The following is a 22,935-nucleotide window of genomic DNA, read 5'->3' as shown; positions in this document are numbered from 1 at the left end:
CGGGATCAGGCCAGCGAGCCGATCATGTCGGGACGGAAACCCGCCCAATGCGCTTCGCCGGCGACGACCACCGGAGCCTGCCGATAGCCCATCGAGGTGACCAGCTCCATCGCATCATCGTCTTCGGTCAGATCGATCAGCTGATAGGCCAGCCCACGGGCTTCCAGCGCGCGGGTGGTGGCGGTGCACTGCACGCAAGCGGGTTTCGAATAGACGGTGATGGTCATTGCCTGTCCCTTTCTTGTTTTCTCGGCCTGTCCGGCGGCAAGGGAATCGGCGCTGCGATCCGAAAGGATCATGAACCGGGCCATCCTGTCCTGCGCGGTGGGGCGAGGGACAGTTAGCCATGATGATGGGGTGTGGTCAACAAGATATAGATGGATTCCATCCACAGGAGCCCAAGTATTGTGTGGACAAGAATCCAAATGCCACAGTAGCCGGATCTTGCAACAAACCGGCGACACAACCTAATGGAGAATAATGTTAATTCTATCTATTATTGCGTGCGCGATTTGTCAGCCCCTGCGAGCAGCCGCAAATGCGCCGACAACTGTCAGGATTCGTCTTTCCGAATCACGAACAGCGCCACCAGCAGATAGATCCCCGCGGCCCCAAACAGGATCGCCCAGAAGATCGCGCCGGTCGACAGCTCGAAGAATGCCCAAGCCAGCGGCAGGACCACGGACAGGATGCGGATCCAGAGCGGGCGGAAGAACGGGTGGTGAGGATCGACCAGCATGGGGCCAACCTAGATCAGCCGCGCCGACCACACCACCGCTTTTCGTCCCCTCAGCCGCGAAAACTGCGCCACAGGCTCAGCGCCGTGTCCGACAGATCGCCCAGCCGCGCCAGCACATGTTCGCGCGCCAGCGCCGGGCCGGGCTCGGCCCGGTCCAGCCGCGCCAGAAGCCGCATCACCCGGCGCTTGTGGATGCCGGTCCAAAGCTGCACCGGGTCAGAGATCAGCCCGGCAAAGGTGGTGATGAGCGAGGCCAGCATCGCCAGCACCGTGCCGGTTACCACCACCTCGAAAGTGGAAAGTTCGGTCGGAAAGGCACCATACCACATGCCGCCGGCCCAGCTTCCCAGTGCGAAATCCTGCACCGCCTGCGCCTGTGCGCGCAGATGCGCGACCGGCCCCGCCAGCGAGATCACCCCCGGCGTGGCGCGGTGGAACAGCAGCAGCCCCGATCCCAGCACGATCAGCGAACAGGTGATCTCGGCCACCGCATTGCGGGTCTCGGCATAGTTGGCGACGGCCCGCGCCGTCATCTCGGGCGCGGCTCTGGGGGCCAGTCCCTCGTCGGCGAGATCGTCCAGAAATCCGCCCAGATCGGCCTCGATCCGCTGCGCGACGTCGGATCGCAGAAAGATGTGGCGTCGTGCCAGCCAGTCCGCCGCCCCGGTCAGCCCGACCCAGCGCAGCAGGGGGGCGCCAAGCCGCACCAGCACGAAGACGGGCGACAGCGCCACATTGACCGGCGCCCGCAACAGGTCCAGCCCCAGCGCATGGCGATGCAGCGCCAGGGTGCCGCGCAAGCCGTAGCGGGCGCGCACAAAACGCTCCACCTCGGTCTCGCGCCGGGTCATGGGGCGGGTATCGGCGGGCTGCATGGCTCTCCTGTCGGTCGCTCGTCCATTATCTAGGCGTGACGTGGCGTGCGCTCAATGCAGGGCGGCGTTTTCCTTTGACTTTGCGGCAGGCGCAGGATAGCAGCCCTGCTTTGGCTCCGAGATTCCGGGGCGGAGGGCGTGGAAAAGCCCTGCCGCAAAGGGGAATGGGCGCCGCTCAACGGATGCAGCCGCATCCCCTTTCTGGCGAAGATGATGAACGAACATGATATTGCCGCGCCTCTGGCCGCGGCGCTGGCGGCCAAGGGCTATGCCAGCCTGACTGCTGTGCAAGACGCCGTGCTGGCCTCCGAGGCGCGCGGCCGCGACCTGCTGGTCTCGGCGCAGACCGGCTCGGGCAAGACCGTGGCCTTTGGCCTGGCGATGGCCGACGATCTTCTGGATGACGGCAGGCTTTTGCCGCAATCGGGCCTGCCGCTGGCACTGGCGATTGCCCCCACGCGTGAACTGGCCCTGCAGGTCGCCCGCGAACTGGGCTGGCTTTACGGTGATGCCGGCGCCCAGATCGCCACCTGCGTCGGCGGCATGGATTACCGCACCGAACGCCGCGCGCTGGAGCGTGGCGCGCAGATCGTCGTCGGCACGCCCGGCCGGTTGCGCGACCATATCGAGCGCGGCTCGCTGGACCTCTCTGCCCTGCGTGCCTGCGTGCTGGACGAGGCCGACGAGATGCTGGACCTTGGCTTCCGCGAGGATCTGGAATTCATTCTGGGCGCCGCGCCGGCCGATCGCCGGACGCTGATGTTCTCGGCCACGGTCCCCCCGGCGATCGAGGCGCTGGCCAAGGATTTCCAGCGCGACGCCCTGCGCATCAGCGCCCTGGGCGAGGCACGCCAGCATGGCGACATCGAATATCGTGCCCTGTCGGTCACCACCCGCGACCGCGAGAACGCGATCTTCAACACCCTGCGCTATTACGAGGCGCCAAGCGCCATCATCTTCTGCAAGACCCGCGCCAATGTGAACCACTTGCTGGCGCGCATGGGCAATCGCGGCTTCAAGGTCGTGGCGCTGTCGGGCGAGCTTAGCCAGCAGGAACGCAGCCATGCGCTGCAGGCCCTGCGCGACGGGCGCGCCCGCGTCTGCATCGCCACCGACGTGGCGGCGCGCGGTATCGACCTGCCGGGGCTGGAACTGGTGATCCATGCCGATCTGCCGACCAATCCCGACACGCTGCTGCACCGCTCGGGCCGGACCGGGCGGGCGGGGTCCAAGGGGACTTCGGTCCTGATCGTGACCTCGGCGGATTACAAGAAGGCGCAGCGGCTTTTGCAGCGCGCGAAGCTGGTGGCGGAATGGGACAAGGCGCCCTCGGCCGACGATGTGCAGGCGCGCGACGACCAACGCATGCTGGACCTGCCCGCGCTGCATGAGGCGCCGGGCGACGAGGCCGCGCAGGCCTCCGCCCTGATCGAGCGTTTCGGCGCCGAACAGGTCGCCTCGGCCTTTATCCGGCTGTGGCGCGATGGCCGCCCCGCCCCCGAGGAACTGGCCGAAGGCATGGCGCCCGTGGCCCCCTCTGCCCCGCGCGAGCGTGGCGAATTCGGGCCTTCGGTCTGGTTCCTGCTGTCGGTCGGCCATTCCGGCCGGGCCGAGGCGCGCTGGCTGCTGCCCAAGATCTGCGAGGCGGGCAACATCACCCGCGACGCCATCGGTGCGATCCGCGTCAAGACCGAACAGACCTTTGTCCAGATCGCCGCCAATGTTGCCGCGAATTTCGGCGAAGGTGTCGAGCTGGAGCCGGGCCTGACCATGCGCAAGCTGGACAGCGAGCCGGTCTTTGACGCCCCCGGCGCCCGCGCGCCGCGCCCCGAACGGGCCGAGCGCAAGCCGCATCGCGGTCAGGGCCCGCGCAGCGAGACGCGTTTTGACGCCCATCCCGAGCCCCGTCCCGAACGCCCGGCTGCGAAACCCGCGCGCCGTCCCGCCCTGCTGGAGCTGGACGAGCCTGCGCCCAAGGCACGCCCCGATGTGACCGAGGCCCCGCGTGAGACCGCCGAGGCCCCTCGCAAGGTCAAGGAGCGTTGGAGCAGCGAAAAGAAACAAGCCCACAAGACCGGCAAGGACAAGCCCGATTTCGCCCCCGCGGCCAAGGCTGGCGCAAAGCCCGGCCCGCGCTCGGCCGGTTACAAGTCCTTTGGCGGACCCGCGCGCGGTGACGGCGCCGAGGGGCGCCCCTCGCGCGCGGCGGGCTACAAGTCGCATTCGACTGAGGGTCGCTCCGAAGGCCGGACCAGCGGTAAGCCCGCCGGCAAGGCATTCGCCGGCAAGCCCGGGGGCAAGGCGCCCTGGCAAAGCAAGTCGGGCGACGACAAGCCCTTTCGCCCCTCAGCGCCCAAGGGCGGCGCGAAACCGGGCAAGCGCGGGCCCGCGCCCAAGCGCTAAGGGTCAGCGGGCGGCGGCCAGCGCCAGCCCGTCGACCACGGCGGTAAAGGCCTCGCTGCGCAAAAGCTGCGCGGCGGGGCAAAGCCGCAAGGCCTCCTCGGCGACGAAGCCCATCAGGCTTGAGCCGCCGACAAGGATCACGCTGCCCACATCATTCGGCGCGACCCCGGCCATGCGCAGGGTCTGGGCGGCGGCCTCGTATAGATCGGCTCGGCAATCGCGCAGCGCCGCATCCAGCGCCTGCGGCGTCAGCGGCTGGGCCAGCCCCGACTCGATGAAGCCCATCATGATGCGGCCATCGTCGCTGCCATTGGCGGCGATCTTGCCGCGCTCGACCGCAAAGGCCAGCTCATGGCCCAGTTCATCGCCCAGAACCGTCACCAGCCGGTCCATCGCCTGCCGGTCATCGGCCATGCGCGCCATGTCGGCGGCCATGCGCCGGGTCTCGGGCGTGTAAAGAAACGGGATCTTGGCCCAGGTCGCCAGATCGACATAGATGGCATTGGGCACCGGCAGCAGGCCTGGCCCCATCTCGCGCCGCAGTTTGCCGCCATGCCCCAGCGCCGGCATGGCATGGGTCAGCGACACCAGCCGGTCGAAATCGGTGCCGCCCAGCCGGATGCCGTGATTGGCAAGGATCTGGACCGCATTTCCGGTGCTGCGAAACACCGAGAAATCCGAAGTGCCGCCGCCGATATCGACGATCAGCCCGATCTCACCGGCACGGCCAAGCCCGTGGCTGGCCAGCGCCGCCGCCTCGGGTTCGGGCAGGAAATCGACCGCATCGAACCCCGCTGCCAGATAGCAGCCGCGCAGGTCTTCCTGGGCCTGCGTGTCGCGTTCGGGATCGTTGCTGTGGAAATGCACCGGCCGGCCCGACAGAGCGCGATGAAAGCGCAGGCCTGACGCCGCCTCGGCGCGGGTCCGGAGTTCCGCCAGAAACGCCGTCACCACCTCGGAGAGCGTGCGCCGCCGCCCCGAGATCAGCCGCGATTCATGAAACAGCGCCGTTCCCAGCACGCTTTTCAGCGCCCGCATGTAACGGCCCTCGGCGCCCTCGATCAGCGCGTCCGAAGCAGCCTGACCGATGCGCATGGCCCCCTGACGCGCCGGAAAGAACACGGCGGTGGGCAGGGTCTCGGCCCCCGGCTCGATGGCAAGGCGGCGGATCTGGCCGTCCAGCACCACGGCGGCGGCGGAATTCGAGGTTCCGAAATCAATGGCAAGCGTGTGGTCGCGCATCATGGCTCCCCGGATCGGCCGATTGACCGGTCTTGAAGAAAGGATGCGCTGCTAGCGGCTTTCGCGTTAAGGTTCAAGATGGCTTGCCGATCCGGCGCAGGCTGGACATCGCCGCCAGCTTTTCGCGCAGCCGCGTGGCCAGAGGCGACAGCGGCCGGCGCTTGAGATCAAGCAGGTAATAGGGCGCAACGCGGATTTCCTCGCGCACGGGCAGGATCGCGAACCCGGCCGAAACGGGCGGGCGGATCAGCAGCTCGGCCACCTCTTCGGACATCGGCGCCACGGCATCGCTTTGCGCCAGATCGGCGATGGTCAGCAAAAGCGAGGGGCTGCTGACGATATCCTGTGGCTCGGTCAGTCCGACATCGGCGAAGGCCGCCAGCGCCGCCTCGCGGATGGGGGCGCCGCGCTGCTGCATGATCCATTCCTGATCGGCCAGCTGGGTCAGGCTGACCGTGCCTGCGCGGCCAAGCGGGTGATCTGCGCGGACCAGAAAGCAGACCTTTTCGTCGCGCATCGGCAGGATGTTGAAATCCTGGCTGTCGAATTCCGGCAGGATGCGGGCCAGGACGAAATCCATCTCTCCGGCAGCCAGATAGGACAGCAATTCGCGCGAAGGCATCACGTCCACGGTAATATCGGCGCCGGGCGCGGCGGCCTTGATCTCGCGGATGGCACCGACAAGATAGCTGACGGCGGGGCCGGTCACCGCACCCACGCGCACCGCGCCACCCGCGCCGCTGCGCAGCGCCGCGACATCGGCGCCCATGCTGAACATCTCGCGCAGGATGGCATTGGCGCGGCGCAGCACGGCGCGGCCGATCTCGGTCGGCTCCATCCCCTTGGGCAGGCGCAGGAACAGAGGCGCGCCGACCTGGGCCTCGGCCTCGGCCAGCATGCGTGAGGCGGCGGGCTGGGTCATGCCCACGGTCTCGGCCGCAAGTTGCAGCTGGCCATGTTCGGCGATCTGCTGGATCAGCCGCAGCTGCGCAGGCTTGAGCATCAGGCGGGGCGAGGGCTTGGACATATTGATTTCGGTATGCAGAATGCGGAAGATATCATTTTACCAGCATGTCGCGCTGTGGCTAGATCGAAACCGGCCCCCGCAAGGGCGGCAGGGGGCGCGCCGCGCCTGACAAGATGACAAAACGAAACCGCCAACCGCCCAAAGGTCCCGCGATGAGCAAGAGTTTCACCCCCGCCCCCTGGCCCCGCAAACTGCGTTCGCAGCATTGGTATGGCGGCAATTCCCGCGACACGATCTATCACCGTGGCTGGCTGAAAAATCAGGGCTATCCGCACGACCTGTTCGACGGCCGCCCCGTCATCGGCATCATGAACACCTGGGCGGACCTGACGCCCTGCAACGGCCACCTGCGCGAGTTGGCCGAAAAGGTCAAAGCCGGCGTCTGGGAGGCGGGCGGCTTTCCGGTCGAGGTTCCGGTCTTTTCCGCCAGCGAAAACACCTATCGCCCGACCGCGATGATGTATCGCAACCTTGCTGCCATGGCGGTCGAAGAGGCCATGCGCGGTCAGCCCATTGATGGTGCCGTGCTGATGGTGGGCTGCGACAAGACCACGCCCAGCCTGCTGATGGGCGCGGCCTCGACCGACATTCCCTCGATCGTCGTCACCGGTGGGCCGATGCTGAACGGCTGGTTCCGGGGCGAACGCATCGGATCGGGCACGCATCTGTGGAAATTTTCCGAGGCCGTGAAGGCCGGCGAGATGACGCAGGAAGAGTTCCTTGAGGCCGAGCAATCCATGAGCCGCTCCTCGGGGACCTGCAACACCATGGGCACCGCCAGCACCATGGCCAGCATGGCCGAGGCGCTGGGGATGGCGCTTTCGGGCAATGCCGCGATTCCGGCGGTGGACAGTCGCCGCCGTGTCATGGCGCAGATGACGGGCCGGCGCATCGTGCAGATGGTCAAGGACGACCTGAAGCCCAGCGATGTGATGACCCGCGCTGCCTTTGAAAACGCGATCCGTACCAATGGCGCCATCGGCGGTTCGACCAACGCTGTCATCCACCTGCTGGCGATTGCCGGCCGGGTCGGCGTCGATCTGACGCTGGACGACTGGGACGGGCTGGGCCGGGACGTGTCCACCATCGTGAACCTGATGCCCTCGGGCCAGTATCTGATGGAAGAGTTCTTCTATGCCGGCGGTCTGCCCGTGGTCATCAAGCGCCTGGGCGAGGCGGGGCTTCTGAACAAGGACGCGCTGACCGTATCGGGCAAGACCATGTGGGACGAGGTCAAGGACGCGCGGAACTGGAACGAGGACGTGATCCTGCCCGCCGACAAGCCCCTGACCGAACATGGCGGCATCGCGGTCCTGCGCGGTAACCTTGCGCCGGATGGTGCGGTGCTGAAGCCTTCGGCCGCCAGTTCGCATCTGATGACCCATCGTGGTCCGGCGGTCGTGTTCGAGGATATCGACGACTACAAGGCGCGTATTAACGATGATGCGCTGGAGATCGACGAAAACAGCGTCATGGTCATGAAAATGTGCGGCCCTCGCGGCTATCCGGGTATGGCCGAGGTTGGCAATATGGGCCTGCCGCCCAAGGTGCTGAAAAAAGGCATCACGGATATGGTGCGCATCTCGGACGCACGGATGTCGGGGACGGCTTATGGTACGGTGGTGCTGCATACCTCGCCCGAGGCGGCGCGGGGCGGGCCGCTGGCCATCGTGCGGACCGGCGACATGATCGAACTGGACGTGCCGAACCGCCGTCTGCATCTGGACGTGCCGGACGAGGAAATCGCCCGCCGCCTGGCCGAATGGAAGAACCCCGCGCCCAAGCCTGACGGCGGCTATGCGCAGCTGTTCCACGAACACGTCGAGGGTGCTGATACCGGGGCGGATTTCGATTTTCTCAAGGGCTGCCGGGGCCGTGAGGTCGGAAAGGACAGCCACTGATGAAACTTGCTCTTGTCGGTATCGGAAAAATCGCGCTGGACCAGCATGTGCCTGCCCTGACAGCCAGTGCCGATTGGGAACTGGCCGCCACCGTGTCGCGCAATGGGACGGTCGAAGGTGTCGAGGCCTTCACCCGGATCGAGGATATGCTGGCGGCGCGGCCGGATATCCCGGTGGTCTCGCTTTGTTTGCCGCCTGTGCCACGCTTTGCCGCGGCATCTGCCGCATTGCGGGCGGGTCGGCATGTGATGCTGGAAAAGCCGCCGGGAGCGTCCTTGTCAGAGGTGCATGAATTGCAGACCATCGCCCGCGATCAGGGCGTCACGCTGTATACGACGTGGCATTCGCGCCAGGCCCATGCCGTAGCTGCCGCCCGGCGCTGGCTTGCTGGCCGCCGTATCGACAGTGGCCGCATCACCTGGCGCGAGGATGTGCGCAAGTGGCATCCCGGTCAGGACTGGATCTTTGCGGCAGGCGGTATGGGGGTCTTTGATCCCGGCATCAATGCGTTGTCGATCCTGACCCATATCCTGCCACGCCCGGTGCATCTGACCGCGGCCGAGCTGGACTTTCCCGCCAACCGCGACGCGCCCATCGCTGCACGGCTTGCGATGACGCAAGGGATCAGTGCCGATTTCGATTTCCGTCAGCAAGGTCCGCAGACATGGGACATGGAGTTCCAGACCGACGGTGGCAGTCTTGCCCTGCGCATGGGGGGCAATCTCTTGGAAATCGACGGCCAGCCCGCCGGGGGCGAAGACACGATCATGGGCGAATATCCCGCGCTTTATGCCCGGATGGCGGAACTGGTGCGGGGCGGGGCTTCGGAGGTGGACCTGTCGCCGATGGTGCTGGTCGCCGATGCCTTTACCCTTGGCCGCCGCATCACCGTCGAGCCGTTCGAATTCTAGGCCGGGTATTCCGGCCACAGCCCGGTCCCGATCATCGCCGGCAGATTGACCGGTGGCGGGCGGAAGATTACCATTCCATGCAGTTATTTCATGTGAATTGACTTTCCCCAGAGGCACCCATGCAGGGTCGGCGGGTCACATCGGACCAAGGCCATTTGCGATATTTCTCGCCTCGATTTTTTCATGCCCGCTGCCCTGATCCGCAAGGTCGGGGCATTTTTCCGTCCTGCCGCCCGGATGGCGCGGCATTCCTATTTCATTGCGCATTCACAGGCCGCGGCCCGACCGCGCCTTTCCTCAGGAGACATATCCATGGGCGATCGTGAAAACCGGGCCTTTCGGCCCGCGACAGGGCGGATTCTGGCGGCCATGCTGGCGGCGGGGCTTTTGACTGCACCTGCCCATGCGCAGGAAGGAACCGGCGGCGGGATCTCGTCCTGGCCCAGCCTGACCAATGACTGGTTCGGCCACGGCGCGGCCATGCGCGAGGCGGGCGTCGATCTGCAACTGGAATGGCGGCAATATTATCAGGGCATGACCAAGGGATCGGGCGACCACGATCCGGTTTATGGCGGCCAGCTTTCGCTGAAAACTACGCTTGATCTGTCGAAAATGGGCTTTTGGGACGGGTTCAGCATCAGCGCGCAGGCGCTGGCCAAGCATGGGCGGGGCCTCAACCATGTTGGCGGCACGCTTTTGCCGGTGAATGCGGGACTGTTCTTTCCCGGCCAGCACGGTGCCGACCGCTACGATTTGTCGGCCTTGTTCGTGACCCAGAAAATCAGCGACACGGTCAGCGCCAGTTTCGGCAAGTTCTACACCGTCGAGATGGCGCGCGGCACGCCGCTCCGGGGTGGGGTCGGCGCGGATACGTTCTGGCATCTGCAATTCTCGGCGCCGATGAACGGGCTGATCCCGGCGCAGATCAATGGCGCGGTGATTTCCGTGGCGACGCAGCCGGTCAGCTATACGCTGATGATCTTTGACCCGGTGGACGCGACCAACAAGCCGCTGTTCTCGGACCTGTTCGACAAGGGCGTGGTGGTGTCCGGCACCGCCACCTATGCCACCAAGCTTGGCGGGCATGATGGATATTACAGCCTGACCGGCATGTATTCCACCAAGGAAGGCGCCGATTTCAGCCAGATCATCGTCCCGGCCGGCGCCTCGATCGGGCATCGCGACGGCGCCTGGTTGGTCGGGATCAGCTTTCAGCAATACCTGCACCAGAACCCCACCGACCCTTCGCGCGGCTGGGGCGTGTTCGGCGAGGTCAATATCGCCGACGGCAACCCGAACCCGCTGGAATGGTCGGCAAGCCTGGGCGTTGCCGGAAACGACCTGATTCCCAGTCGCCCTGACGACAAGTTCGGGCTGGGCCTGTTCCATTTCGCGACCAGCCGCGCGCTCAAGGATGAACTGGCGCCCTATTTCGAGTTGGGCGACGAATCCGGCTTTGAGATGTTCTATACCGCCTCTATGACGCCGTGGTTCCACGTCACCGCCGACCTGCAATATATCGACCCGGCACCCGGCAACGCCAAGAATGGCGTGTTCGTGGGGATCGGCAGCAGCGTGAAGTTCTGATTTCTGGTGCCGGTTTCAGGCCGGCGCATCCTCGAAGGCATGGGCGATTTCGGCCATGTCGCAGCCATTGGCCAGCATCAGGGCCAGCAGGATGCGCGCCTGACCGGGGCGCAGCAACCGGGCGTGGATGGCCCCGGCGCGGCGCATGTCATGGCCGCCACCGCCACCGCCATAGACCGGCGCCAGCAGCCCCTCGGGAACGCGGCTGGTGACGACGACCGGCACGCCCGCGGCCTTGGCCCGGGCAATGCCCGAGACCAGCGCGGGCGTGGCATTGCCCGATCCCAGCGCGGCAAGCACGATCCCCCGCGCCCCGGCGGCAAGGCTTGCGTCCAGATGCAGCGCATCGCCGCCCGGATGCAGCGCCACGATATCGACCCGCAGCCCCGAGACGGGGGCGGGCAGGGGGTGCGTCACTGTCGCAGGCTCGGACCCCGCGCACCGGAAGGCCTGTGCCGAATCAGAGGCGGACTTGTATAGCCCCCAGACCGGGAATACCTGCCCGCCAAAGGCCAGCGCCACCCCGGCGGCACCGCCTAGCGCCAGACGCACCGCATCGGCCAGATTGCCCGGCCCGTCCGATTGCGGGTGATCGGCGGCGAATTGTGCCCCGGTAAAGACCACGGGTTTTCCGGGTTGATGCTGGATCTGCACCAGCAGGGCGGTTTCCTCCATCGCGTCGGTGCCATGCAGGACGACGACCCCAAAGACACGCGGATCGGCCAGTGCCTGCCCGACCGCATCGCTGATCGCCTGCATGTCAGCCAGCGTCAGGCACGAGGAATCCTTGGCCAGCAATTCGCGCGGGCTCAGCTCTACCGCCATTGGCGGCAGCATCGCCAGCAGGTCCTGACCGGTCAGTGCCGGGCTGGCGGCGCCGTCGGCGCCCTTCTTGCTGGCAATGGTGCCGCCGGTGGCCAGCACGGCCAGCAGCGGGGTCTTGTCTGGTCCTGTCATGTCGCGCCTGCCTCAAGGATCGGTCCTGCCGCTCTTTATCACCGGGCAGGCACGCTCGCCACGCTCATTCGCAGGGATTGACGGGCAGGATCAGGCCATGGCCAAAGACCTCGTCATGGCCCGCAGGCCCCAGATCGCGGGTCGAGGCCTGCAGCCGCGCCCGCACCTGCGCCGGCGTCAGCCCCGGCTCTTTTTGCAGCATCAGGGCCACCGCCGCGGTGACAAAGGGCGCGGCATAGGATGTGCCGGTCTGGGTCTTTGCCCCCCGGATCGAGGCCGCCGTCCAGACCTCGACCCCCGGGGCGGCCAGATCGATATGCGCGCCGCGCCCGGCCCGGCGATAGACCTGCCCGCGCCGGTCCACCGCCGTCACCGCGATCACCGGCTTATGGGCGGCGGGATAGGCGGGCTTGGCCGAGGGGCCGCCATTCCCGGCCGCCGCGACCAGCACGATCCCCCGCCGGTCCAGTTCGAGCACCTGCCCGGCGACGGCGAAATTGAAGGGGCCGGCCAGCGACAGGTTGATGACCTGCACGCCCTCGGCGGCCAGATAGTCCAATGCCTCGATCAGGGCATAGGCATCGGCGCGCTCATCCGTGCCGGCCTTGTGAAAGGCATCGACAGCGATCAGGTTCGCCTGCGGCACCAGCCCCGGCGTACGGCTGCCCGGCTCGCCCACCAGAAGCGCCGCGACCGAGGTGCCGTGAAACCGGTCCGAGGCTTTTTGACCCTGACCCGTCTCAAGCCGGTGCAAGCGCAGCTGCGCCGAACTCAGCACCGGATGCTGGTCGTTCAGCCCGGTATCGACCATGCCGATGCGCGGCGGCGTCCCGCAGCCCGAGGTGTCGCCGGGCCAGTCGATCATGTGGCGCAGCGGGCAATCGGTACCGGCGCAGGCGGGCGCCTGTTCCGGGCGGAAATAGTGGTTCAGATCCGCGACCTGGACCGAGGCCCGCGCCCGCACCATGTCGCGCGCCTGCGGCAGGGTCAGCCGCGCGGGCTTGCGCAGGCGCAGGAATGTCTGGCCATCCGCAAGGGTGCGGCGGCGGATCTCGCGAAAGCCGGCCTCGCGCAGCGCCTGCAGATCGTTTTCGGACATGCCGCGCGCGATCACCTCGTCGGGGGCAAAGGGTGGTGGCGGCGGCGCGGCGCGGGGCCGGGCCGCCGGAGCCGGGCGGCGGCGGCGCGGCTGGGCGTCGTCGTCGTCGTCATCATCCGCCCATGCGGTCGAGACCGGCGAAAAGCCGCCGTCACGGGGCGCCAGATCGGCCACGAACATCGCGATTGCGGCCAGCATGGCCAGCGGGATTCGGAACATCGCTTTCTCCGTTCATCGGGTTTCTGGACATTTACGCGCCCGGCTTCATATTATTCCACCGAAACGGGAAAATTGCATTTGACGGTGTATTGAATGGATGCGGCATTCGGCGAGGCTTTGATTGCCCTTTTGCCCAATCTGCGCCGTTTCGGGCTGTCCCTCGCGCGCAGGCCCGATCTGGCCGATGATCTGGTGCAGATCACCGTCGAGCGCGCCATCGCCGGGCAGGCCGGTTTCGACCGTCAGGCACGGCTTGAGCCCTGGCTGTTCCGGATCATGCGCAATGCCTGGATCGACATGACCCGCCGCCAGCGCAGCGCCGGCACCCATGTCGATGTCTTCGATATCCCCGAGGCGCTGCCCGTCGATCCCGCGCCCGGCATTGAGGCGCGCCTGATGCTGCAATCGGTCGAGGCCGCGATGGCCACTTTGCCCGAGGAACAGCGCGAGGTGCTGCATCTCGTCTGTGTCGAGGAAATGACCTATGCCGAGACGGCGCGCATCCTGGATATCCCCCAGGGCACGGTGATGAGCAGGCTTTCGCGCGCCCGGCTGGCCTTGGCCGAAAAGCTGGGAATAAAATGAACGCTCATGCGTATAACCCTTGCGGTCCAGAGTTGCGGGCAGGAAAAACCGATGCAGATCAGTGACGAAACCCTTATGGCGCTGGCCGACAATGAACTGGACGCCCAGACCGCCCGCCGCGTGTCGCAGGCGGTCAGGGACGACCCGGCACTGGCCGCGCGGCTGGCGCGCTTTACCCGGACGCGGGAATTGCTGGCCCAAAGTATCCGCGCGGGGCAGGGCGGGACGCAGGGCGCCGAGGATCCGCTGGCCGCGATGATCCGCGCCGGCATCACCAAGCCCGCCGTGAAGCCCGCCGTGAAGCCCGCCGAGAAGCCCGCCGAGAAGCCCGCGCCCGCCAACCTGAATCGCCGCCCCATCCTTGCGGCGGCGGCCTCGATGGCGATTGCGGCCATCGGGCTGGGCTGGTGGGGCTGGTCCAATCGCCTGCCCGACGGGTTGTCGGTGCCGGAACTGGCGGCGCTGGACAGCCTGCCCTCGGGCGAAAGCCGGATGCTGGATGCGGGCGCGGAACTGACCATGATCGCCTCGTTCCGGAGCGCGGCCGGGGCGCTTTGCCGTGAGTTCGAGACCGCGCAGGCCGCGCGGACCCGCATCGTTCTGGCCTGCCACGAAAGCGGCGGCTGGCATGAGCGTTTCGCCGCCACCGCCCAGCAGGACGCGACCGGCGGCTATCAGCCGGCCTCGGGCGAGGGCTCGATCGACGACGCCCTTGCGCAGATCGGCGCCAGCGCCCCCCTAACGCCCGAGGAAGAGGCCGCGGCCCTTGGCGGCAATCCGCCGGGCTGATGATGCCCTGATGACGCGCCGGGAATAAGCCCGCCGCCCGCGCGTAATCCTGACTTCAAGATCAGGAGAGCGCATGATGCAGACCCTTGCCACCCCGACCCCCCGCGGCCTTCCCTTGCCCGACCGCCGGGCGGTTCTGACCCTGTCCCTGGTCGGGTTGCTGGGCTGGGCGCTGCTGACCCTGCCCGAAACGCTGGCCATGCCGGGGCGGATCGCGCTTTTGGCGATGGTGCTGGCGATGCTGGGCTGGGTCCTGACCCGGCTGCCGGAATCGCTGGTCGCGCTTGCGGTCGTGCTGGGTCTGGTGCTCAGCGGCGTTCTCAGCGAGGCGCAGCTGTTCGAGGCGCTTGGCAGCGAGCTGGTCTGGCTGCTGCTGGCCGCTTTCGTCATCGCCACCGTCATCAGGGACTCTGGCCTGACTCAGAGGCTGGTCGCGCCGCTCTTGCGCCGCCAGCCGCGTTTCGCACCCTTTGCGCTGACCTTGACGCTGCTGATCGCGGCGACCGCGTTTGTGCTGCCTTCGACCTCGGGGCGGGCGGCGCTGCTGCTGCCGGTCTATGTCGCGCTGGCGCAGGTCCTGCCCGATGCGCGGCTGCGCCGGCCGCTGGCGCTGATCTTTCCGACCGCGATCCTGCTATCGGCGGGCGGCTCACTGATCGGGGCGGGGGCGCATCTGCTGGCCGCCGAAAGCATCCGCGTCACCACCGGCCTGCAGTTGGGTTATGCCGCCTGGGCCATGCTGGGCATGCCCTTCGGATTGATCTCAAGTCTTGTAGGTACAATACTGATCTTGTTGATATTTGTTCCGCGCGAACTGTATGCCGCGCGCCTTGGTGTGACCGTGCCCGAACCCGTCGCGGCTGAATTGCGGGTCCGTCAGCGCCGCATCGCGCTGGTGCTTGGCATCATTGTCGGGCTGTGGCTGACGGCGGATCTGCACGGCATCGGCATGGCCGCGACCGCGCTGATCGGGGCGCTGGTGCTGCTGACCCCGCCCTTTACCAGCCGCAAAAGCAAGGAGATCTTTCGCAGCGTCGATGTCGAGCTGCTGCTTTACATGACCGCGACGGTCTTGATGGCGCAGGCCATGACCGCAACCGGCGCCGACCGCTGGTTGGCCGGTCTGGCGTTGCAGGTGCTGCCCGCGCGGCTGCATGGCAGCCTGCCTGCTGTGGTAGCGCTTCTGGCCGGGGTTTCGGTCGCGGCGCATCTTTTCGTCACCTCGCGCTCGGCCCGGGCGGCGGTGCTGATCCCGGCAGTGGCGCTGCCTCTGGCGGGTCTGGGCCATGATGCGGCGCTGATGATCCTGATCGCGGTCATGGGCACGGGGTTTTGCCAGACGATGATGGCCTCGGCCAAGCCGGTCGCCATCTTTGCCGGGGCCGAGAGCGAGGGCAGCGGCTTTACCCAGGCCGATCTGTTTCGTCTGGCGCTGCCGCTGGCACCGCTGACCGGGGCGCTGTTGATCGGGTTTGCGCTGACCATCTGGCCGGCACAACTGGCGCAGATGCGGGGCGGTGCCGCGCCGCAACCCGCCGCGCAGGTCGTGCCCATGCCGGTCGTGGCCGCCCCCGCCCCCTCGGCCTTTGAGGCGATCCGGCCGCCCAAACGCCCCGCCGATCTGCTGGCGCAGCACCCGGTTCATGCCGCCCCGGCGCCCCGGAAAGCACGCGGCGGCGCCAGACCCGAAAAGGCGCTGCGCCAGATGCAGGCAAAGGTGAACCGCAGCCTGCGGCCAGCCGGAATCCGTATCATCCTGCGTTAAGGCCAATTCTGGATAATCGATGAAAGGCGCGGTTTTAGCGCCCTTTTTTCATGTCCAGACGAATTTTTTCATCCGACCGGGAATAGGTTGCCGACCCGCTGCGTAATCAAGGCAGAACAAGCGAAAGGATTATCAGATGTCCATTACCGTTCTGATCGCGCCTTCGGGCTTCAAGGAATCTCTGCCGGTCGATGACGTCACCCGCGCCATCGCCAGGGGGGTCTTGCGGGCCATGCCCGATGCGACCCTCCTCAGCGCGCCCATGGTCGATGGCGGCGAGGGCACGACCCGCGCCATTGTCAACGCCACCTCGGGCCAGATGATCGAGACCCGGGTGACCGGCCCGGTCGGCGCAACCGTCCCCAGCTTCTGGGGTCTGATGGGCGGCAAGGGCCCCGCCACGGCGGTGATCGAGATGGCCGCAGCCGCCGGCCTGTCGCTGGTCCCGCGCGACCGCCGCGACCCGACGCTGACCACCAGCCGCGGCGTGGGCGAGCTGATCCTGCAAGCGCTGGACCATGGCGTGCAGCGCATCCTGATCGGCTGCGGCGACAGCGGCATCAATGACGGCGGCGCCGGCATGGCGCGGGCGCTTGGCGCAAGGCTCCTGGACGCGGCGGGCGATGAGCTGCCCGAAGGCGGCGGCGCGCTGCGTCATCTGGCGCGGATCGACCTTGGCGGACTGGACCCGCGCCTGGCCCGGACCCGCATCGACGTGGCGGTGAACTGGCACAACCAGCTTTTGGGCCCCAAGGGCGTCGCGCGCGTCTTTGGCCCGCAAAAGGGCGCGACGCCCACGCAGGTCGAGGATCTGGAACAGGGGCTGGAAACCTATGCCGCCCTGATCCGCGCCCAGACCGGCCTCGATCTGGGGGCCATGAACGGGGCCGGGGCCTCGGGCGGGCTGGGGGCGGGGCTGGTGGCCTTTGCCGGGGCCACGCTGCATCCGCGTTTCGACATCATGCTGGACTATCTGGAATTTGACCACCTGCTGGCGCGGGCCGATCTGGTCATCACCGCCGAAGGGTCGCTCGACGGGCAAAGCCCCTATGGCAAGGTCCCCTGCGAGGTCTCGCGCCGGGCCGAGGCGCGCGGCATCCCCACCATCGCGCTGGCCGGCACCATCGGCAAAGGCGCGCAGGAAACCTTTGCCCATGGTATCAGCGCCTTTGCCTCGATCGTCAAGCGGCCCTGCTCGCTTGAGGAAGCTATCGCGCAGGGCGACAAGCTGCTGTGCCGCGCCGCCGAGGACGCGATGCGCATGATGATGGTCGGCCAGCGGCTGGAGCGTCACGCCCGCGCCGCCTGACCCCCCGCGTCCTTCACAACCGAAACCTTCCCATTCCGCCCCGGCCGAACCGGCAGCCGGGCCAGCGGATGCGGCCCTGCACCTTGATGCCGGGCCATCACGCAACCCAATGCCGGCAAAACGAAAGCGACGGAGAAGACAAATGGCTATTTTTCGTGGAAATGACGGCGATAACCGCATCTTTGGCACCAGTGTTGCCGACAGCATCTTTGGCATGTCCGGTGACGACAGTCTTTACGGCGGCAATGGCAATGACCTTGTTGATGGCGGCTCTGGCAATGACCACATCAATGCCGGCCAAGGCCATAACCGCGTCCTGGGAGGCGAGGGCAATGACTTCATCCTGTCCGGCACCGGCAACGATGTGATCAATGCCGGCTCGGGCAATGACAGCATCTATGCCGGCAATGGCCACAATCGCATTGTGGCGGGCGAGGGCAACGACGTCGTCATGACCGGCACCGGCGCCGACAATATCGCCGCCGGAGAAGGCAATGACCGGGTCCGTGCCGGCTCGGGTAATGACACGCTGATCGGCGGCGAGGGCGACGATCTGCTGATGGGCGAGGCGGGCGCCGACCGGCTTTGGGGTCAGGAGGGCAATGACACGCTGAATGGCGGCACCGGCAATGACACCATGACCGGGGGCGAGGGCGCGGATGTCTTTGTCTTCAATGGCGGCCGCGATGTCATCACCGATTTCGACAGCGACGATGACCGCATCGATCTGTCGGCATTCACCGGCATCGACAGCTTTGCCGATATGCGCGGCGTATCGCGGCAGATTGGCAGCGATGTCGTCATCACCATCGGCACCAGCCAGCTGGTGATCGAGGATATGCGCCTGCAAAGCCTTGGCGCCGACGATTTCAGCTTCTGAGCCGGGGCCGCGCATATCAAGGCAGCCATGGCCGCGGGCGCATCCCTTGCGCCCGCGGTTTGGCGTTGCGAGGGCTGGGCGGTTGCGGATCGGGCGCGAATGTGGCATCAAGGCTCAGGCGGCGGCGGATCATCCCCTTTTGGTGCGATTCAGCGCCGGTTTCGCTGATATCCCCAGCATTCCCGACATCCTTACGACCACAGGTTTCCTGATGCGTGATCCCTTGTTCCGCATGGCCTTGCTGCTTGGCCTGCTTTCCGCCGTCGGTCCTTTCGCGATCGACATGTATCTGCCGGCGCTGCCCGAGGTTGCCTCGGATCTCAAGACGACCGAGGCCCGCGCCGCGCTGACGCTGACCTCGTATTTCATCGCCTTTGGCATTGCGCAGATGGTTTACGGGCCGATGGCCGATGCCGTGGGGCGCAAGCCGCCTTTGGTGATCGGCGTTGCGATCTTTCTGGTGGCGACGGTGGCGGCGAGCCTCGCGCCCTCGATCCAGTGGCTGATCGCGGCCCGCGCCGTGCAGGGCTTTGGCGCGGCGACGCTGATGGCGGTGCCGCGCGCGGTGATCCGCGACATGGCCAGCGGCCCGGCCGCCGCGCGGATGATGGCGGCGATCATGATCGTGATCTCGGTCTCGCCGATGCTGGCGCCGCTGACCGGCTCGATCGTCATGGCCTGGGGCGGCTGGCGCGAGATATTCGCCGTGCTCGCGGTGGCGGCGCTGCTGAGCCTGACGCTGATCCTCTTCGTTCTGCCCGAGACGCTGGCCCCCGAGCATCGCCGCCCGGTCCGGCTGGACGCGATGCTGCAGGGCGCGGGGCTGCTGATCCGGGATCGCCGCTTCATGGGGCTGACGCTGATCGGCGGCTTTGGCATGGCCAGCTTTTTCGTGTTTCTGGCCTCGGCGAGCTTTGTCTATACGCGCCAATACGGGCTGAGCCCGACCGGGTTCTCGCTGGCCTTCGCGGTGAATGCGGTGGGGTTCTTCTCGGCCTCGCAACTGGCGGGGCGGCTGGCCGAGCGGCTTGGCCTCGAGCGGGTGATCGCGCTGGCGATCACCGGCTTTGCCGGGGCGACGCTGAGCCTGACGGCGCTGGTCTGGCTGGGGTTCGACAGCCTGCCGGTGGTGGTCATGGGGCTGTTTCTGGGCAATTTCTGCCTTGGGCTGGCGATGCCGACAGCGATGGTCATGTCGCTGGACCCGCATCCCGATATCGCCGGGCTCGCCTCGTCGCTGGGGGGCACGATCCAGATGCTGACCGGGGGGGTGATGATCGGGCTGGCGGGGCTGTTTCTGGACAACAGCGCCGCCACCATGGTGCCGGCGATCGCGCTTTGCGCGCTGCTGGCATGGGTCGCGGCAGCGGCGTCGCTGCCAAGGCTGCGGCTGGGCTGGCGCTAGGGGCTATTCCTTGGCGACCAGCGGCACCGGCACGGATTCGGGGGCAGGGGTCTCGGGCGCGGGGGGATCGACGCGCATCTCTGCGCCGCGCCGCCAGCCGCCCTGCAGATAGAGCGCGCTGGACATCGCCATGGTCGAGATCATCGCGGCCGGAAAGCTGAGCCACAATGCATCCGGACCCAGCCAGTCGCGCAGCCCCACCGCCACCCCCAGCCGGATCGGATAAAGCGAGACGAACAGGATGATCAGCGGCCAGATCACCTGACCATTGGCGCGCACGGCACCGAAAAGCACCATCGAGACGCCGAAGAACACAAAGCCCCAGGTGGCGATGCGGCCGATATGGACGCCGATCTGGGTGGCGGCGCTTTCGGGGCCAAGAAACAGGCCAAGCGCCTGCCGCTCGACCAGCAACAGGACCAGAACCAGCCCTCCGGTCATCAGCAGATTGAACAGGATGCCGATGCGGGTGATCTTGCTGACCCGGTCCCAGCGCCCGGCGCCGATATTCTGCGCGGCCATGGCGCTGACCGCCGCGCCAAGCGCCATGGCCGGCATCTGCACATAGGTCCAGAGCTGCTGGGTGGCGCCGAATGCGGCGGTGGTATCGACGCCCTCGGCATTGACCAGCTTCATCATCGCCAGCATCGAACTGGAGACGACGACCATCTGCAGGCCGATGGGCAGGCCCTTGCGCTGCATCAGCCCCAGCACCTGCCGCGCCGGGATCAGCAGGCGCAGCTCGTCGCCATGCAGGCTCAGCGGGTGGCGCCGCCAGTAGATATAGGCCAGCATCGCGGCAAGGCTGGCGTAATTGGCCAGCGCCATGGCAAAGGCCGAACCGGCAATCCCCATCTGCGGGGCCGGGCCAAGGCCAAGGATGAAGATCGGGTTCAGGATCACGTCCAGCACCACCGCCAGCGCCATGAAGATCAGCGGCGTCAGGGAATCGCCCGCGCCGCGCAGGGCCATCATCAGCATGGTCTGCATCAGGATGCCGGGCATGGCGAAAAAGGTCACGCGCAGGAACTGCCGGGCAAGGTCCGTGATCTCGGGCGGGGTGCCCAGCAGCGCCAGCAGTTGCGGCGCGAGCCACCAGCCGCCGACCGCGATCAGCAGCGCCAGGGGCAGGAAGGTGCCGATGGCGGTGCCGACGACCTCCTTGGCGGCGGCAAGGCTGCCCCTGCCGATGGATTGCCCGATCAGGATGGTCGAGGCCATGCCGAAGCCAAAGACGAATGCCGTCAGCAGGAACATGATCAGGTTGCCGTTGGTGGTCGCCGCCAGCGCGCTTTCACCCAGAAGCCGGCCGACCCAGATCGCGTCGATCGAGCCATTGGCCGATTGCAGCACCGACGAGCCCAGCGTCGGCAGCGCGAAAAGCAGCAGGGCCGGGGCGATGGGGGCGGTGACCAGATTGCGGGCTTGCGTCATCGATGTCTCCTGCCCGGGCGAAAGGCCGTGACTGTGACGTTGCCGCCATGTCATCGGGATAAATCTCTGCCCCGGCCATCGGCAAGACCCTTTCGCGCGCTGCCGGCGCCGGGGCTGACGCCACGTCATGCATCGGCCCCGATGGGCGGCCATGACCGGGAAACCCGGCCTACGGCCATGATCTGCGGCCGGTCCACGCCGAAGCTCACCCCGGAAACAAGACGAAATATCGCGTATTTCGCCTTGTTGTCATTGAATTTTCATATTCCAATGCGAAGCGGCTGCGGTGCCCGGAACCGCGCTTGCGCGCCTTTCGCCAGATCCGCAGAACCAGAAGCGAATTGACACTTGTGTAACGGACAGGTGACAAATCCGGACGGGGAGGCGAACGGCGCGCGACAGGGGCGAAAGCCCCGGCGACGGTGTTCGGGAACAATGACGCCGCAAGGCACGACTTGGAGGAAGACCATGCAAAAGACCCTGTTTCTGGTGGCCGGGCTGACCGCCCTGCCCATGGCCGCCGAGGCCAAGACCGAAATCTCATGGTGGCACGCCATGACCGGCGCCAATGCCGAGGTGGTGACCAAGATCGCCGGCGACTTCAACGCCAGCCAGTCCGATTATGAGCTCAAGCCCGTCTTCAAGGGCACCTATCCCGAAACCCTGAACGCCGGCATCGCCGCGTTCCGCGCCGGGCAGGCCCCGGATATCATTCAGGTCTTTGACGTCGGCACCGGCGTGATGATGGGCGCGCAGGGCGCCATCAAGCCCGTGGCCGAGGTGCTGGAACAGGGCGGTTTCACCTTTGACAAGGCGCAGTATCTGCCTGGCATCGTCGGCTATTACTCGACCCCCGAGGGCGAGATGCTGTCATTTCCCTATAACTCCTCGTCGCCGATCCTTTACTACAACAAGGACATCTTCGAGAAAGCCGGGCTGGATGTGAACGCGCCGCCCAAGACCTGGGCCGAGGTCTGGGCCGCCGCCCGCAAGATCAAGGAATCGGGGGCCACGACCTGCGGCTATACCTCGACCTGGCTGACCTGGATCCATACCGAGAATTTCGCCGCCTGGAACGACACCCCTTGGGGCACGAATGAAAACGGTCTGGCCGGCACGCCCGAGCTGCAGATCAACAGCGACCTTTACGTCAAGCATTTCCAGGAACTGGCCGATCTGGCGAAAGAGGGGGTGTTCGTCTATGGCGGCCGCACCAGCGAGGCCAAGCAGAACTTCCTGTCGGGCGAATGCGGCATCCTGACCGAAAGCTCGGGGGGCTTGGGCGATATCGTCAAGTCGGGGATGAATTACGGCATCGGCCAACTGCCCTATGACGAGACCGCCGCCGGCGCGCCGCAAAACACCGTGCCGGGCGGGGCCTCGCTTTGGGTGATGGGCGGCAAGTCGGACGAGACCTACAAGGGTGTCGCCGCCTTCTTCAACTATCTGTCCCAGAACGAGGTGCAGCAGTTCCTGCACGAACAGTCGGGCTATCTGCCGGTGACGCTGGCCGCCTATGAGGCGACCAAGGCCTCGGGGTTCTATGAAAAGAACCCGGCGCGCGAGACGCCGATCCTGCAGATGATGGGCAAGGCGCCGACCGCCAATTCCAAGGGCGTGCGCGCCCCGAACCTGCCGCAGCTTCGCGACATCCAGAACGAGGAATATGAAAAGATGCTGGCCGGCCAGCAAAGCGCCGCAGATGCGATGAAGGCCGCGACGGATCGGGGCAATGCCGCGATCAAGGAAGCCACCGGCGGCTGAACCGACACGGGAACCGTTCCGGCGGGCGTCCCCTAGGCGCCCGC

Annotated in this window: 19 protein-coding genes; 11 read left to right on the top strand and 8 right to left on the bottom strand. The window is 66.7% G+C overall.

Features of this window, described 5'->3' with window-relative positions; all coding sequences use genetic code 11:
- Positions 1-5 precede the first annotated feature (5 nt).
- From nrdH to DFP89_RS04650, 3 genes are all read right to left on the bottom strand, one after another.
- Positions 6-227 carry a glutaredoxin-like protein NrdH gene (nrdH, locus tag DFP89_RS04660; protein WP_114348318.1) on the bottom strand — a complete coding sequence of 74 codons (222 nt, stop codon included), beginning with the start codon at positions 225-227 and terminating at the stop codon, positions 6-8.
- 326 nt (positions 228-553) lie between these two features.
- Entirely contained in the window at positions 554-739 is a 186-nt protein-coding gene (locus DFP89_RS04655) for a hypothetical protein (protein ID WP_114348223.1), read from the bottom strand.
- A gap of 50 nt (positions 740-789) precedes the next feature.
- Complete coding sequence (locus DFP89_RS04650; protein WP_114348222.1) at positions 790-1,614, bottom strand: DUF6635 family protein; 825 nt, start codon at positions 1,612-1,614, stop codon at positions 790-792.
- 213 nt (positions 1,615-1,827) lie between these two features.
- Here DFP89_RS04650 and DFP89_RS04645 point away from each other — a divergent pair, with 213 nt between their 5' ends.
- Positions 1,828-4,017, top strand: coding sequence for a DEAD/DEAH box helicase (locus DFP89_RS04645; RefSeq protein ID WP_114348316.1), 2,190 nt, complete (start codon positions 1,828-1,830; stop codon positions 4,015-4,017).
- A gap of 3 nt (positions 4,018-4,020) precedes the next feature.
- Here DFP89_RS04645 and DFP89_RS04640 read toward each other — a convergent pair whose 3' ends face one another.
- Positions 4,021-5,259, bottom strand: a complete 1,239-nt coding sequence (locus DFP89_RS04640) for an Hsp70 family protein (RefSeq protein ID WP_114348317.1) — start codon at positions 5,257-5,259, stop codon at positions 4,021-4,023.
- Positions 5,260-5,332: 73 nt separating this feature from the next.
- Complete coding sequence (locus tag DFP89_RS04635) at positions 5,333-6,286, bottom strand: LysR family transcriptional regulator (protein WP_114348221.1); 954 nt, start codon at positions 6,284-6,286, stop codon at positions 5,333-5,335.
- Between the two features lie 152 nt (positions 6,287-6,438).
- Here DFP89_RS04635 and araD point away from each other — a divergent pair, with 152 nt between their 5' ends.
- The 3 genes from araD to DFP89_RS04620 all read left to right on the top strand — a co-directional run bounded on the left by araD (position 6,439) and on the right by DFP89_RS04620 (position 10,685).
- Positions 6,439-8,187, top strand: coding sequence for an L-arabinonate dehydratase (gene araD, locus DFP89_RS04630; RefSeq protein ID WP_114348220.1), 1,749 nt, complete (start codon positions 6,439-6,441; stop codon positions 8,185-8,187).
- The gene (locus DFP89_RS04625) at positions 8,187-9,098 is read left to right on the top strand and encodes a Gfo/Idh/MocA family protein (protein ID WP_114348219.1); all 912 of its coding nucleotides are present in this window, start codon (positions 8,187-8,189) and stop codon (positions 9,096-9,098) included. Before araD ends, DFP89_RS04625 begins: the two co-directional genes overlap by 1 nt.
- A 312-nt stretch (positions 9,099-9,410) precedes the next feature.
- A complete protein-coding gene (locus tag DFP89_RS04620; protein ID WP_181870245.1) occupies positions 9,411-10,685 on the top strand; it encodes a carbohydrate porin in 1,275 nt (424 codons plus the stop codon).
- A 15-nt stretch (positions 10,686-10,700) separates the two neighbouring features.
- Here DFP89_RS04620 and DFP89_RS04615 read toward each other — a convergent pair whose 3' ends face one another.
- Complete coding sequence (locus DFP89_RS04615; protein ID WP_114348217.1) at positions 10,701-11,642, bottom strand: asparaginase; 942 nt, start codon at positions 11,640-11,642, stop codon at positions 10,701-10,703.
- A 64-nt stretch (positions 11,643-11,706) separates the two neighbouring features.
- Positions 11,707-12,960, bottom strand: a complete 1,254-nt coding sequence (locus tag DFP89_RS04610) for a S8 family serine peptidase (RefSeq protein WP_114348216.1) — start codon at positions 12,958-12,960, stop codon at positions 11,707-11,709.
- Positions 12,961-13,053: 93 nt separating this feature from the next.
- Between DFP89_RS04610 and DFP89_RS04605 the strand changes: the two genes are divergently transcribed.
- The 6 genes from DFP89_RS04605 (at position 13,054) to DFP89_RS04580 (ending at position 19,693) form a co-directional block, all read left to right on the top strand.
- Complete coding sequence (locus tag DFP89_RS04605; protein WP_114348215.1) at positions 13,054-13,545, top strand: RNA polymerase sigma factor; 492 nt, start codon at positions 13,054-13,056, stop codon at positions 13,543-13,545.
- Between the two features lie 51 nt (positions 13,546-13,596).
- A complete protein-coding gene (locus DFP89_RS04600) occupies positions 13,597-14,334 on the top strand; it encodes an anti-sigma factor family protein (protein ID WP_245948594.1) in 738 nt (245 codons plus the stop codon).
- Positions 14,335-14,407: 73 nt separating this feature from the next.
- The gene (locus DFP89_RS04595; protein ID WP_245948593.1) at positions 14,408-16,099 is read left to right on the top strand and encodes an SLC13 family permease; all 1,692 of its coding nucleotides are present in this window, start codon (positions 14,408-14,410) and stop codon (positions 16,097-16,099) included.
- Positions 16,100-16,235: 136 nt separating this feature from the next.
- Positions 16,236-17,408, top strand: coding sequence for a glycerate kinase family protein (locus DFP89_RS04590; protein WP_114348213.1), 1,173 nt, complete (start codon positions 16,236-16,238; stop codon positions 17,406-17,408).
- Positions 17,409-17,550: 142 nt separating this feature from the next.
- Positions 17,551-18,288, top strand: coding sequence for a calcium-binding protein (locus DFP89_RS04585; RefSeq protein ID WP_114348212.1), 738 nt, complete (start codon positions 17,551-17,553; stop codon positions 18,286-18,288).
- A gap of 211 nt (positions 18,289-18,499) precedes the next feature.
- Positions 18,500-19,693: a multidrug effflux MFS transporter gene (locus DFP89_RS04580; RefSeq protein WP_114348314.1), complete on the top strand. Its 1,194-nt coding sequence runs from the start codon at positions 18,500-18,502 to the stop codon at positions 19,691-19,693.
- A 3-nt stretch (positions 19,694-19,696) separates the two neighbouring features.
- On the opposite strand, the gene DFP89_RS04575 is transcribed toward DFP89_RS04580, so the two are convergent.
- Positions 19,697-21,127, bottom strand: a complete 1,431-nt coding sequence (locus DFP89_RS04575) for an MATE family efflux transporter (protein WP_114348211.1) — start codon at positions 21,125-21,127, stop codon at positions 19,697-19,699.
- Between the two features lie 468 nt (positions 21,128-21,595).
- Between DFP89_RS04575 and ugpB the strand changes: the two genes are divergently transcribed.
- Positions 21,596-22,891: a sn-glycerol-3-phosphate ABC transporter substrate-binding protein UgpB gene (gene ugpB, locus DFP89_RS04570; protein ID WP_114348210.1), complete on the top strand. Its 1,296-nt coding sequence runs from the start codon at positions 21,596-21,598 to the stop codon at positions 22,889-22,891.
- Positions 22,892-22,935: the final 44 nt, after the last annotated feature.

This window comes from Paracoccus lutimaris (genome assembly GCF_003337565.1).
In the GTDB taxonomy this organism is placed as follows: Bacteria; Pseudomonadota; Alphaproteobacteria; order Rhodobacterales; family Rhodobacteraceae; genus Paracoccus; species Paracoccus lutimaris.
The sequence above is the reverse complement of the archived record's forward strand: the minus strand, read 5'-3'. Positions and strand labels throughout refer to the sequence as shown.